The organism is Hymenobacter sp. PAMC 26628 (assembly GCF_001562275.1).
Classification (GTDB): Bacteria; Bacteroidota; Bacteroidia; order Cytophagales; family Hymenobacteraceae; genus Hymenobacter.
In genome coordinates this window covers 1479754-1493670 of the sequence record NZ_CP014304.1, presented here as the reverse complement: position 1 = coordinate 1493670, position 13917 = coordinate 1479754, and the positions used below count along the sequence as shown (strand labels likewise).

9 protein-coding genes and 1 pseudogene are annotated in these 13917 nt (G+C 63.8%); 5 read left to right on the top strand and 5 right to left on the bottom strand.

Going from position 1 to position 13917, the window contains the following annotated elements; translation table 11 throughout:
* Positions 1-43 precede the first annotated feature (43 nt).
* The 5 genes and pseudogenes from xylA to AXW84_RS23090 form a co-directional block, all read right to left on the bottom strand.
* Positions 44-1360: a xylose isomerase gene (gene xylA, locus AXW84_RS06760; RefSeq protein WP_068230428.1), complete on the bottom strand. Its 1317-nt coding sequence runs from the start codon at positions 1358-1360 to the stop codon at positions 44-46.
* A gap of 213 nt (positions 1361-1573) precedes the next feature.
* Entirely contained in the window at positions 1574-3079 is a 1506-nt protein-coding gene (locus AXW84_RS06755) for a xylulokinase (RefSeq protein WP_068230425.1), read from the bottom strand.
* 9 nt (positions 3080-3088) lie between these two features.
* Complete coding sequence (locus AXW84_RS06750) at positions 3089-3886, bottom strand: glycoside hydrolase family 3 C-terminal domain-containing protein (RefSeq protein ID WP_068230423.1); 798 nt, start codon at positions 3884-3886, stop codon at positions 3089-3091.
* A 106-nt stretch (positions 3887-3992) separates the two neighbouring features.
* A protein-coding gene (locus tag AXW84_RS06745; RefSeq protein WP_157886860.1) for an IS3 family transposase occupies positions 3993-5083 on the bottom strand; the annotation gives its coding sequence in 2 pieces (ribosomal slippage) (positions 3993-4834 and positions 4834-5083; 1092 coding nt in all).
* A 72-nt stretch (positions 5084-5155) separates the two neighbouring features.
* Positions 5156-5269 (bottom strand): annotated as a pseudogene (locus tag AXW84_RS23090) (mannonate dehydratase); the annotation flags it as partial.
* Positions 5270-5634: 365 nt separating this feature from the next.
* On the opposite strand from AXW84_RS23090, the gene AXW84_RS06735 reads away from it, so the two are divergent.
* From AXW84_RS06735 to AXW84_RS06715, 5 genes are all read left to right on the top strand, one after another.
* Positions 5635-6750, top strand: a complete 1116-nt coding sequence (locus AXW84_RS06735) for a LacI family DNA-binding transcriptional regulator (RefSeq protein WP_236943267.1) — start codon at positions 5635-5637, stop codon at positions 6748-6750.
* Between the two features lie 123 nt (positions 6751-6873).
* Positions 6874-9627: a substrate-binding domain-containing protein gene (locus tag AXW84_RS06730; protein ID WP_068230409.1), complete on the top strand. Its 2754-nt coding sequence runs from the start codon at positions 6874-6876 to the stop codon at positions 9625-9627.
* 211 nt (positions 9628-9838) lie between these two features.
* Positions 9839-11158, top strand: coding sequence for a sugar porter family MFS transporter (locus AXW84_RS06725; RefSeq protein WP_442905604.1), 1320 nt, complete (start codon positions 9839-9841; stop codon positions 11156-11158).
* Positions 11159-11200: 42 nt separating this feature from the next.
* Positions 11201-12085: a carbohydrate kinase family protein gene (locus AXW84_RS06720; RefSeq protein ID WP_068230403.1), complete on the top strand. Its 885-nt coding sequence runs from the start codon at positions 11201-11203 to the stop codon at positions 12083-12085.
* A 22-nt stretch (positions 12086-12107) separates the two neighbouring features.
* Positions 12108-13670: a glycoside hydrolase family 32 protein gene (locus tag AXW84_RS06715; protein ID WP_071891065.1), complete on the top strand. Its 1563-nt coding sequence runs from the start codon at positions 12108-12110 to the stop codon at positions 13668-13670.
* Positions 13671-13917: the final 247 nt, after the last annotated feature.

The window sequence follows — 13917 nt, the reverse complement described above, 5'->3', positions numbered from 1 at the left end:
GCGGCGCAGACGGGCCGCCCCGCGCTCCTCTACGGATTTTTCGCTAGATGTACTGGTTGATGATGCTCTCCAACCACTCCTGCTTGCCGCTGCGGGGGGTAGGCTCGCCCGATTCGTGCGCAATTTTGCGTAAGTCTTCCAGCGTGAGGGCGCCCTTGGCGAAGTCGGCGCCTTTGCCCGCGTCGAACGAGGCGTAGCGGTCGGTGCGAAATTTCTTGTAAGCCGACTTCTCCAAAATGGCGTCGGCCGTGACGAGGGCGCGGGCGAAGGTGTCCATGCCGGCGATGTGGGCCACGAAAATATCCTCCAGGTCGGTTGAGTTGCGGCGCGTTTTGGCGTCGAAGTTGATGCCGCCCGGCGTAATGCCGCCGTGCGCCAAAATGATGAGCATCGACTCGGTCAGCTCGTTGAGGTTGTTGGGGAACTGGTCGGTGTCCCAGCCGTTCTGGTTATCGCCGCGGTTGGCGTCGATGCTGCCGAGCAGGTTGGCGTCGGCGGCTACTTGCAGCTCGTGCTGGAAGGTGTGGCCGGCCAGCGTGGCGTGGTTCACTTCCAGGTTCAGCATGAAGTCCTTCTCCAGGCCGTGCTCGCGCAGGAAGCCGATAACGGTGGCCGCGTCGAAGTCGTACTGGTGCTTGGTGGGCTCGGCCGGCTTGGGCTCGATGAAAAACTTACCCGTAAAGCCCTGCTTGCGGGCGTAGTCGCGGGCAATGCTCAGGAACTGGCCCAGGTGCGCCTGCTCGCGCTTCATGTCCGTGTTGAGTAGAGTCATGTAGCCTTCGCGGCCACCCCAGAAGGTGTAGCCCTCGCCGCCCAGCGCGATGGTGGCGTCAATGGAGTTTTTGACTTGCGTGCCGGCGTAGGCCACCACGGCGAAGTCGGGATTGGTACTGGCGCCGTTCATGTAGCGCGGGTTCGAAAACACGTTGGCCGTGCCCCACAGCAGCTTCACACCGGTTTCCTGCTGCTTCTGCTTGGCGTAGTCCACGATGGTGGCCAGGTTGCGCTCGTACTCGCTCAGCGACGAGCCTTCGTCCACCAGGTCCACGTCGTGGAAGCAGTAGTAAGGCGTGCCGAGCTTAGTGAAGAACTCAAACGCCGCGTCGGCCTTGTCCTTGGCGCGGCCCAAGATGTCGCCCTTGGCATCCCAGCCAAACTTCTTGGTGCCGGGGCCAAACGGGTCGCCGCCGGTGCCCACGAAGGTGTGCCAGTAGGCCGTGGCGAAGCGCAGGTGGTCCTTCATGGTTTTGCCGGCCACCATGCGGTTTTCGTCGTACCACTTAAACGCCAGGTGATTATCAGATTCGCGGCCTTCGTACTTAATCTTGCCGATGCCTTTGAAATACTCAGAGGTTGCCATGTTGAAAGGTGGTTGGGGGTAGTTGGAATAATGATTTAAAGTGAGGCCGGCCTGGCATTTGCCTCACCCCTAGCCTCCCCTCCGAAAAGGAGAGGGAACGGGCTTTAGTCTTAGCATCTAGCTCAAAATCATCATTTTAAAGCTAGAGCCAGCGACCAGTCCCCCGCTCCTTTTCGGAGAGGGGGCTAGCGGGTGAGGCGACGCCCGCACAGCTTACGCCAGCAGCAATTCTGCCGGCCGGGTTTCACGGGCCAGCAACTCCTGCCAGTTGCTATATATTTCCTGGTACTGCACCTGCAAGGTAGGTGTGGGTTCTACGGTGCTGATGCGCGCCAGGCCATTAAACGCCTCCTTCGGGCTGGCGTAGATGCCCGCGCCGATGCCCGCGCCGCGCGCCGCGCCCTGGGCCGCATCGGTGTCGTAAAGCTCCAGAGTCACGTTGCCGCAGTTCACAAATGCCTCGCGGAATACGGGGCTCAGGAACATGTTGGCGTGGCCGGCGCGCACTTTCTGCACCCGCACGCCCGAGGCGCGCATGATGTCCATGCCGTAGTTGAGGGCGTACACGATGCCCTCCTGGGCGGCCCGGATGAGGTGCGGCTGGCCGTGGATGTTAAAATGCAAGCCGTGGAGGCCGGCGGCGGCGGGCCGATTTTCGAGGATGCGCTCGGCGCCGTTGCCGAAGGGGAGGAATAGCAGCCCCTGGGCCCCCACGGGGGCCTGGGCGGCCAGCGCGTTCATCTGGTCGTAGGGCAGGTTGCCCACCATTTTGCGCAGCCAGCTGTTGAGGATGCCGGTGCCGTTGAGGCACATGAGCACGCCGTTTTTGGGCTGCTCGGGGGTGCTGTTGACGTGCACAAACGAGTTGACGCGCGAGCGCGGGTCGGCGGTGGCAGTTTCGTTGATGCCGTAGACCACGCCGCTGGTACCGCCGGTGGCGGCTACTTCGCCTGCGTTCAACACGTTCAGCGAGAAGGCGTTGTTGGGCTGGTCGCCGGCGCGGTAGCTGATGGGCGTGCCGGCCACCAGGCCCAACGCCTGAGCCGCTTCGGCGGTGAGGTGGCCCTGCACCGAAAAGGTGTCAACCACTTCGGGCAGCAGTTCGGCGCTGATGCCGTAGTAGTCGAGTAGCTCCTGGGCGATGGCCTGGGTCTTGAAATTCCAGAACACGCCCTCCGACAGGCCCGAGACCGTCGTCTGCATTTGGCCCGTGAGCTGGTAGGCGAGGTAGTCGCCGGGCAGCTGAATCTTGTGGATTTGGGCGTAAATCCCGGGCTCGTTTTCGCGCACCCATTTCAGCTTGGAGGCCGTGAAGTTGCCCGGAGAGTTGAGGAAGTTTTGCAGGCAAAACTCCTCCCCCAGTCCGGCAAAGGCCTCGTTGCCAATTTCCACGGCGCGGCTGTCGCACCAGATGATGGCGGGGCGCAGCACGTGGCCGGCCTTGTCGAGCAGCACCAGGCCGTGCATCTGGTAAGTAATGCCGATGCCGGCCAGCAGCGAGGCGTCGAAGCCGTACTGCGCCTTCAGTTGCTGGGTGGCGTTGATGACTTCCTGCCACCAGCGCTCGGGGCGCTGCTCGGCCCAGCCGGGCTGGGGCACGTCCATGCCCATCTCGGTGGTGGGCGAGGTGACGGCCGCCACGCAGCGGCCAGTGGCGATGTCGAGCAGCGAGGCTTTGATGGAAGAGCTACCGATGTCGTAGCCGAGGAGGTATTTCATGCGGGGAAATTACTTGATGGTGAGCATTGCCGACGCGGGCTTGGGGGGCCCTAGCTCCAGGCTGCGGGCGCTGGGCAGGCCGCCCGCCCACACCGTGACGGGGCCGCTGGGCGCCACGGCCTGCCCCTGCGCGTTGACCAAGGCCAGCAGGTCGGGGGTGAGCGTGAACTTGACGGTGGTGCTGGCGCCCGGCGCCCGGCTCACGCGCTGGAAGCCTTTGAGGGCGAAGAGCGGCGTTTGGGCCCCGGCTTTGGGCGGGTGCGTGAGGTAGAGCTGCACAACTTCCTCGCTGGCCATCGGGCCATTGTTGGTGACGGTGGCGGTTAGCTTGACGGGCTTGTTTTTGGCCGCTTTGGTGGCCGAGAGCCGGGCGGCCGAGTAGGCAAACTTGCCGTAGCTGAGGCCGTAGCCGAAGGGGTACATCGGCTCGGCTTCGAGGTAGCGGTAGGTGCGGCCCTTCATGCCGTAGCTCTCGTAGGCCGGCAGTTGGGCCAAGCTGCGGGGGAACGTGACGGGCAGCTTGCCCGAGGGCGAAGCCTTGCCGAAGATGAGGTCGGCCGCCGCGTTGCCGCCTTCCTCGCCGGGGTACCAGGTCAGGAGCACGGCGTCGGCCAGCTCGTGCACCTCGGCCAGGTTCATGGGGCTCCCCCCCGTCACGACGGCGATGATGGGCGTTTTGCTGCCCTGGCGCAGCTTTTTGAGGAAGTCGATTTGGTTCTGGGGCAGGTTGTAGTCGAGGCGGTCGCCGGCGTGGGCCGAGGCGATGGACTCGCCCTCCTCCCCTTCCAGCACGCCCGTAATGCCCATCACCACGATGATGGCGTCGGTCTGCTTGGCCTCGCCGGTGGTCCAGTCGATGGGGTTGATGTTGGGCTGTAAGCTTCCCCTAAAAGGGGGCCAGTCAAAACTGGAGTCAGGCCGCTTGTTTGGCTTCGAGGGGCGTTAAAAAGTTGAGGGCCTGGTGTGGACGCAGGGTGTTGTAATCGTGCATCCATTCGGTGAGCCGCCGCCGCACTTGCTGCAAGCTAGTGAAGAGGTACGCATCGAGCACCTCGCGGCGAAACGAGCCGTCGAAGCGTTCGACGTAAGCATTCCGGGTGGGCTTGCCGGGCTGAATCCAGTGCAGGGCAATGCCCTGGTCTTCGCACCACTCGCTCAAGGCACGGCTAATCAGTTCCGGGCCATTATCGCAGCGCAGCTTGGCCGGTCGTCCGTGTTGGGTAGCGAGCTGGGCCAGCAAGCGCACGACGCGCACCGCGGGCAACGAAAAGTCGACTTCGATGCCGAGTACCTCGCGGTTGAAGTCGTCGATAACGTTCAGGGTGCGGAAGCGGCGGCCATCGGTCAGCGCGTCGCTGGTGAAATCGAGCGACCAGCAGACGTTTGGCGTGGCCGGCACTTCAAGCGGCTGTTTGAGGCGGGCGGGCAAGCGCCGTTTCTTGCGCCGCTTGCCCAGTTGCAGCCCCAGCGCCTGGTAAATACGCCACAAGCGTTTGTGATTGACCCCCGCGTTGTTCTTGCGCAGGCGGTGGTGGTATTTCCAGCCCCCCCCCCCCGGGTGCCGGGCCACCAAGGCCCGCAAGGCCGCCGTGACGGCGGCATCGGTGGCTGGCCGGGCCGTTGCTGGGCCCCCGCGTTCGTAGCGGCTGCGCGCCAGGCGGACCACCTGGCAGGCGCGCCGCTGGCTCAGGCCGTGGGCCACCAAGTGGTGAGCCGCCTGCCGACGAGCCGTGGGGACCACTACTTTTTTCGCAGGACCTCTTTAATCGCGTGATTTTCCAGGCTCAGCTCGGCGTACAGCTGCGTTAAGCGCTGGTTTTCGGTTTCCAGGTGCTTGAGCCGCGTCAGCTCACTGACTTGCAAGCCCGCGTATTTCGTTTTCCACGCGTAAAAGGTGGCCTCGCTCATGCCGTGCTCCCGCACAATCTGCGCGACGGTCTGCCCGCTTTGTTGCTGCTGAAGGATAGCGACGATTTGCGCTTCGCTGAATCGGCTCTTTTTCATAAGGGTGAATTGAAGGTGAGAAAATTACGCCTTTCTCCACTTTCAACTGGCCTACTTTTAGGGGAAGCTTACAACTGGCCACACCGCACCCACCGGCAGCTGGTGCAGGGCCGAGACCACGCCGGCGCAGCCCGCCTGGCGGAGGTCGAAAAGCGAAACCGGGTCGTTGGACCCAAACCAGCGCATGGTGTGCAGCACGGCAGCAATATTTAAATAGTACAAAAACTATTACCTCTACCCAAAACATTGGGCTTTATGCAATCGACCGGCATTTGCAGTAGCAACGACTGACTTCCTACCAAATGTAACTAAGTCAATACAGCTTGCTGCGCATTAAATCATTGAAAACAGCAAGATTTTCAACAAAAACTATCGGTATGGTTTTCACAAAGGTTTTTGATAGGTAGCACAATATAATTTTCTGATGAAAATTTTTACTGTTACTTTACGCTATCGAATGCGCTGCATCGTACCACCGAGTGGTACTTTCTTTTTATTTTACAAAAAAACTTATGCCCACCTGTACTAAGTGTAACGAACCCGAGGGCGTAATGAAGGCTGGCTTTGTGCGGGGGCGGCAGCGGTTCTTTTGCAAGGGCTGCGCCTACCACTTCACCGAAGCCAAGCCCGCGGTGCCCGAGCGCAAGCGCTACCAGGCCACGCTGGCCGACGTGGCCCGCGCCGTGGGCGTGGCGTCGTCCACGGTTTCCAGGGCCCTAAACGGGCACGCCGACATCAGCCCCGTCACGCGGAAGGCCATTCAGGAAGCGGCCCGGCAGCTCGACTACCACCCCAACTTTTTGGCCCAGAGCCTCAAGCGGCGCGAAACCATGACCATTGGGGTGGTAATTCCCGACCTTGAGCGGCCGTTTTTTGCCACGGCCGTCAGCGGTATTCAGGACGTGGCCACGGCGGCGGGCTACCGGGTAATGATTTGCCAGTCGAAGGAATCGTACGAGGCGGAAGTGAGCAACGTGCAGGCCCTGATTGCCAACCGGGTGGACGGCTTGCTGATTTGCCACTCGCGCGAAACCGAGAACTTCGACCACGTGAAGGAGCCGGCGCGGCGCGGCATCCCGGTGGTGCACTTCGACCGGGTGTGCAACGAAGTGAACAGCGCCAAGGTCATCCTCGACGACCGCCAGGGCGCGTTTGCCATCACCGAGCACCTGATTGAGCAAGGGTGCCGGCGCATTGCCATCCTGGCCGGGCCGCCGTCGCTGCTCATCAGCCGGCAGCGGCAGGCCGGCTACCTGGGGGCCCTGCGCAAGCACGGCCTGCCCACCAGCGAGGAGCTGTGCACGCACATTAACTTCCGCCCCGAGTCGGCGGTGGCGGCCTTGGATGCGTGGCTGGCGCTGCCCGAGCCGCCCGACGCCATCTTTGCCATCAACTACACCAATGCCTTCGACCTGTTGCTGGCCCTGAAGCAGCGCGGCCTGCGGGTGCCGGCCGACATGGCCATCGTGGGCTTCGGCGACGAGTTTCTGGCCATGCTCATCGAGCCCGGCCTCACCACAGTGGACCTGCACCCCTTTCGCATTGGCCAGCAGGCGGCGCGGCTGTTTCTGGAGCAAATGGCGCAGAAAGAACAATTTGAGCCCCGCACCTGCATCATCCCCGGCGAGCTCATCATCCGCCAATCGTCGCTGAAAAGCCGCGGCTGACCCGGCCCGGGGCCCCATACTGATATAATACGGGGCCCCGGCCCGCCTGGGACCCTTTGAGAAAGCTTGGCTACCTTACCTTGCGCCCTACAAGCCTAATCCTTGCGCGCCTTCCTTTTTCCTTTGAATAGCCTGCATTCGTTGCGGCGGTGGTTTTTGCTGGGGCTGCCGCTGCTAGCGCTGGCCGGCTGCGCCCCAAGCACTCAGGAGCCCGTCTACCGCATTGGGTTTTCGCAGTGCACGGCCGGCGACGCCTGGCGCCAGGCCATGCGGGCGGGCATGGAAAAAGAGCTGAGCTTCCACCCCAACGTGCAATTTGAGGTGCTGGACGCGCACGACAATACCGCCTTGCAGCGGCGGCAGGTGCAGGCCCTGATCCGGCAGCGGGTGGACTTGCTCATCATCTCCCCCAACCAGTCGGGGCCCCTGACGGACCTTACTGAAGCAGCTTACAACCAAGGCATTCCGGTGGTGGTGCTGGACCGGCGCATTACTTCGCGCCTCTACACGGCCTACGTGGGCGGCAACAACCTGGAGGTGGGCCGCACGGCCGGCCACTACGCCGCGCAGCTGCTGCGCGGGCGCGGGCGCGTGGTGGAGGTACTGGGGGCCCCGGGCTCGTCGCCGGCTACCGACCGCGAGCAGGGCTTCCGGCAGGCGCTGGCGGCCTACCCGGGGCTGCACCTGGTGGCGCAGGTGCAGGGCAACTGGCTGCCGGGCTCGGTGCGCCAGCGGCTGCCGGCCGTGCTGCGCGCCCACCCGGACGTGGACCTGATTTTTGCCCACAACGACCCCATGGGCCGCGCCGCCCGCCAGGTAGCGCAGGCACTGGGCCTGGGGCCCCACGTCCGCATCATCGGCGTGGACGGATTGCCGGGGCCCGGCAACGGCTTGCAGCTGGTAGAAGACGGGGCCCTGAACGCCACGCTGCTCTACCCCACGGGCGGCGAGGAAGCCATCCGCACGGCCCTGCGCATTCTGGCCCACGAGCCTTACGAGAAGGAGAACGTGCTGGGTACCATGGTGGTGGACTCGACCAACGTGGGCACCATGCGCACCCAAACCGAGCAGCTGGCCGTGCAGCGCCACGACCTGGGCCAGCAGCAGCGGCGCCTGCAAGCCCAGCAGCGCCGCTACGCCAGCCAGGAAACCACGGTGTACCTGCTGGGCGCCAGCCTGCTGGGGGCCATACTGCTGGGGGCCCTGGCCTGGCGCTCGTCGCGCGTCAACCGGCGCATCCGGCGCACGCTGGAGGGGCAGAACGCGGAAATCAGCGCCCAGCGCAACCAAATTGCCGCGCTGGCCGAGGAAGCCCGCCACGCCACCGAGGCCAAGCTGCGCTTCTTCACCAACTTCTCGCACGAGCTGCGCACGCCCCTCACCCTCATCCAGGGCCCCGTGGAGGACCTGCTCACCAGCCCTGCCGACCTCACCGCCGCCCAGCGCCACGACCTGCAGCTGGTGCGCCGCAACACCCAGCGGCTGATGCAGCTGGTGAACCAATTGCTGGATTTCCGCAAGATTGACGTGGGCAAGATGGCCGTGCGCGCCACCGAGGGTAACCTGGTGGCCTTCGTGCGCGAACTGACGGACGGGTTTGAGAAAACGGCGCGCCGCCGCGGCATCACGTTCCGGTTTTTGCCCGCCGAGCCAGTCGTCACGCTCTGGTTCGACGGAGCCATCCTGGACAAGGTGTTCCTCAACCTCTTGTCCAACGCCTTCAAGTTCACGCCCAACGGTGGCCAGATTACCGTCAGCCTTCAGCCCGTGGCGGCCGATAACACCGTGCGCATCAGCGTGGAAGACAACGGCCGCGGCATTGCCGAAGCCGACCAGCCGCACGTGCTGGACTGGTTTTACCAGGGCCGCCAGCCTTCGGCCAACGGCTCGGGCCTGGGCCTGGCGCTGGCCGAGGGCCTCACCCGGCTGCACGAGGGCACGCTCTCGTTTCGGAGCCAGCCGGGCGTGGGCAGCACGTTTGTGGTGACGCTGCCGCTGGCCCGGCCGGCCACGTTTCTCGACGCCGCGCCCGGCCCAGCCCCCGGGGCCCCGGGGCCCCTGCGGCTCGACGACGAGCCCCCCGAGCCGCTGCCCGACGCCGCCGTGGCCCGCACCGACGCCACCGCCCTGGTCATCGAAGACCACGAGGAGGTGCGCAACTTCTTGGTGCAGAAGCTCCAGCCGCACTTCCGGGTGCGCACGGCGGCCGACGGGGCCACCGGCCTGCGCCTGGCTGGCGAAACCATTCCCGACGTGATTGTGTGCGACGTGACGCTGCCCGGGCTGGGGGGCCTGGAGGTGGCCGCTGCCCTCAAGGGCGACTGGCGCACGAGCCACATTCCGCTGGTGCTGCTCACGGCCCGCGACGCGCCCGAGCAGCAGGTAGCCGGCGTGCAGGCCGGGGCCGACCTCTACCTCACCAAGCCGTTCAACCCCACGTTCCTGATCGAAAGCCTGCGCACGCTGCTGCGCAACCGCGGCCAGCAGCGCGAGCACTTCCGGCGCGAGCTGAGCGTAACCACCGCCACCGTGGCCCCGCAGCGCGTGGACCAAAAATTCCTGGCCGACCTCACCGCCGCCATCGAGGCCCGCCTCGACCAGCCCGCCCTGAGCGTGGACGACCTGGCCCGCCACCTGGGCGTGTCGCAAATGCAGCTCTACCGCAAAGTGAAGGCCGTGCTGGGCACTGGCGTCAGCGACTACATCCAGAGCCTGCGCCTCACCAAAGCGCGGCAATTGCTGCTGGTCGAGGGCAGCACCATTGCCGAGGTCGCTTACCAAACGGGGTTCTCCTCACCCTCCTACTTCTCCACGGCCTTTAAAAGCAAGTACCAGTTGTCGCCTTCCGAGTACAAGGCGCTGCATACCCCTACCTGAACCTGACAGAATTTTGCAAGCCGCGTCGGATTATTGAAGACAGCGGGTTTATAGGCGAAGCAAATTTGCTGTTAAACCATTAATTATCAGTACATTATTTCAGAAATGGAAAATTGTGATAATCTTGCGATGATTTGAAGGAAAGCTGCAAGCCATAGGTTAAAAGAATAGTAGATATTTGCGCAATCGTTCCCATCCCGCTCTTTTGTCTATGCAACGCAAGGTTCTGTTCTGGTCTTTGGTCACGGCGCTTGGCGGCTTTCTGTTCGGCTTCGATACGGCTGTGATTTCGGGGGCCGAGAAAGCCATCCAACAGCTCTGGAACCTGAGTGCCGTTGAGCACGGATTCACGATTTCCATCGCCCTCATCGGTACGGTCATCGGGGCCATCTTCGGCGGCATCCCGTCCGACCGGCTGGGCCGGCGCCAAACGCTGCGCTGGATTGCGGTGCTTTACCTGGCGTCGGCGGTGGGCGCGGCGCTGGCCCCGGCCTGGGTGCCGTTCCTGGTGTTTCGCTTCCTGGGCGGGCTGGGCGTGGGGGCCTCGTCGGTAACGGCGCCGCTCTACATCTCCGAGATTTCGCCGGCCCGCTCGCGGGGCAGGCTCGTGGGCCTGTTCCAGTTCAACATCGTGTTCGGCATCCTGGTGGCGTACTTGTCCAACTACCTGCTGGCCAACGTGGGGGCCCACTCGTGGCGCCTGATGCTGGGCGTGCAGGCCGTGCCGGCCATAGCATTTCTACTATTCTTGTTCCGGGTGCCCGAAAGCCCGCGCTGGCTGCTGCTGCACGGGCGCGTCGAGGAGGGCCGCGACGTGCTCCGCCTCATCGAGCCCGAAACGGTGGACGCCGACGTGGCCGCCATCCTCACCTCGCAGGCGCACTCGGCCCAGCAGAGCGGCTCGCTCTTCGACCCGCAGTACCGCACGCCGGTGCTGCTGGCCGTGGCCTTCGCCTTTTTCAACCAGGTGTCGGGCATCAACGCCATCATTTACTACGCCCCGCGCATTTTCGAAATGACGGGCCTGGGCCAGGGCGCGGCGCTGCTTTCGTCGGCCGGCATTGGGCTCATTAACTTCATCTTCACCTTGTTGGGCGTCAACCTGATTGACCGGTTTGGGCGACGCACGCTCATGCTGGTGGGTTCGGTGGGCCTCATTGCCACGCTGGGGCTGGTGGCGCGGGCCTTTTGTACCCAGCAGTTTGGGGGGGTGCTGGTGCCGGTGCTGCTGTTCGTGTACATCGCCTTTTTCGCGTTCTCGCAGGGGGCCGTCATCTGGGTATTCATCTCCGAGATTTTCCCGAACGCCGTGCGGGCCCGGGGCCAGGCGCTGGGCTCCAGCACGCACTGGGTGATGGCTACGGTCATCGCCTTCACCTTCCCCTACTTCGCCGAGCGGCTGGGCGGGGGCCCCACGTTCACGTTTTTCTGCGCCATGATGGTGCTCCAGCTGGTGTTCGTGCTGCGCTTCATGCCCGAAACCAAGGGCACCAGCCTCGAGCAGGCCGACCGCACGCTAGTGATTCACTAGCGTACCCGGGGCCCTATTTCCTACCTTAACTCTTTGCTTCACATGACCATTGCCTGCTTCGGCGAAATGCTTTGGGACGTGCTCCCCACCGGCAAGCAGCCCGGGGGGGCCCCGCTCAACGTGGCGGTGCACCTGCACAACTTTGGCGCGGACGCGCAAATAATCAGCCGCGTGGGGCGCGACGACCTGGGGGCCGAGCTACTGGATTTTGTAGCCGCCAAAGGCATCAGCACCGCGTACGTGCAGCAAGGCGAAACCCACCTCACCGGCGCGGTAAAGGCCAATGTGAGCGATAACAACGAGGTGGTTTACAAGATTGTGCAGCCCGTGGCCTGGGACTACATCCAGTACGACGACGCGCTGGGCGAGCTCGTGGCCGCGGCCGATGCCTTTGTGTTTGGCAGCTTGGTGGCCCGCAGCCCGGCCTCGCGCGATACGCTGTACCAGCTGCTGGAACACGCCCGGCTCCGGGTGTTCGACGTCAATTTTAGGGCCCCGCACTACTCGCGCGAGGTGGTAACCTACCTGCTCCAGCAGGCCGACGTGGTGAAGCTCAACCACCACGAGCTGGCCGAAATCACGGACTGGTTTGGGGCCCCGGCGGCCGAGGAAACGGCCCTGCCCTGGCTAGCCGAGCGTTTCGGCCTGCAAGCCGTGTGCGTAACCAAGGGCGCCGACGGTGCCGCGCTCTGGACCGACGGCCAGCTCTACCAGCGCCCCGGCGTGCCCGTCACGGTGCAGGACACCATTGGCAGCGGCGATGCTTTCCTGGCGGCCCTGCTCACGGGCCGGCTCGCCGGGCAGGCACCCGTTGATTACCTGGCCTTTGCCTGCGCCGCCGGGGCCCTGGTGGCTACTTACCAGGGCGCCACGCCGGCCATTTCGGCCGCGCAGGTGCGGGCCCTGGCCGCCGCGCCCGCTGCTTAGTTTTCGCCCGCTTCTTCCCCGCATGAAATCCCTTCTTCCTTGCGCATTGGTTTTGTTGGGCGCGTGCAGCAGCCCGGCGCCGCCGGCCGCCACCGCCCCGGCGGGGGCCCCGGCCGACCCGTACCGGCCGGTGTACCACTACTCGGCGCCCAAAAACTGGATCAACGACGCCAACGGGCTGGTGTACACCAACGGCCAGTACCAGCTCTTCTACCAATACAACCCGCAGGGCCCCACGCCGGGCCACCTGGCCTGGGGCCACGCCACCAGCCCCGATCTGGTGCACTGGGTCCCGCAGCCCACGGCCCTGACGGAATACAAGAACCCCGACGGCAGCAACACGATGATCTTTTCAGGCAGCGCCGTGGTGGATTCGGCCAACACCTCGGGCCTGTTTCCGGCCGGCACCACCGACGGGCTGGTGGCCTTTTATACCGGCCACGTGGAGCGCCCGGGCCTGGTGCTGCGCCAGCGCCAGGAGCTGGCCACCAGCCGCGACCACGGTATTACCTGGCAGCGCTACGCCAAGAACCCGGTGCTCGACATCGGCAGCAAGGAGTTTCGCGACCCCAAGGTGTTTTGGTACGCCCCGCAGCACAAGTGGGTGATGGCCACCGTGAAAGCCGACCGCCAGCAGGTGTACCTCTACGAATCAAAAAACCTCACGCAGTGGACCTTTCTGAGTCGCTGGGGCCGGGCTGGCAACACGGTGAAGGAATGGGAGTGCCCCGACCTGTTTGAGCTACCCGTGCCGGGCGGCGGCACCAAGTGGGTGCTGCTGATTTCGGCGGGGGGCCCCGTCGAGCAGTTCCGCGGACAGCAGTACTTCCTGGGCCGGTTCGATGGCAAAATCTTCGTACCCGACCAGCCCTACGACGAGCCTACCTACCTGGACTTTGGCAAGGATTTCTTCGCCGGCGTCACCTTCGGCAATGCCCCCAAGGGCCGCCGCATCCTGGTGGGCTGGGCCAACAACTGGGCCTACGCCCCCACCGTGCCCACCGGCAACCAGTGGCGCGGCTGCTTTGCCGTGCCCCGCGAGTTGAGCCTGCGCCGCACGGCCCACGGCCTGGCGCTGGTGCAGCAGCACGTGGCCGAGCTGCGCACGCTGGGCAAGGAAGTGCTGAGCGTGCCAAGCCAATCCATCCCGGCCGGTGCATCGGGCTACGAAGTGCCTTTTAAAGGCGAATCCTACGACCTGACCTTGACGTTGACGCCCGGTATTGCCAAAACGCTCACCTTGAACGTGCTGCAAAGCGCCGCCGAGCGCACCACCCTGCGCTACGACGTGGCCCGGCAAACCCTGACGCTTGACCGCACTAAGTCGGGCAACGTGGACTTTCACCCCATGTTTGCCAGCAGCCTCGAAACGGCCAGCGTGCCCCTGCGCAACGGGCAGCTGCAACTGCGGCTGCTAGTCGATAAGTCGGTAGTGGAAGTGTTTGCCCAGGATGGCGAAACGACCCTTACTGACTTGGTTTTCCCGCGGCAGCACACCGGCCGCATCACCCTAACCGCCGAGGGCGGTACTGCCCAAATGTCTGCTTTGCACTTAACTGACCTCGGCCACACAGCGGCTCCCTAGCGTTATGCTCATTCTATTGCGGCTGCTCAATACCTATATCTAGCCTCTAGCAGCTACTCTCAGAAGCAACTGTACTTAGAGATTAAGCCGATCCACTGGAAAATGACAATATATATTGCATAGTTCTAATTTTATATTATAGCTAAATCAATGAAATTTTAACATTTTTTGGTATTAATAAACTACATAAATCTACTGCTAGCAATTACTTTTACTCTACCAAATGTTCCCCAGTTAAGTATGGGGC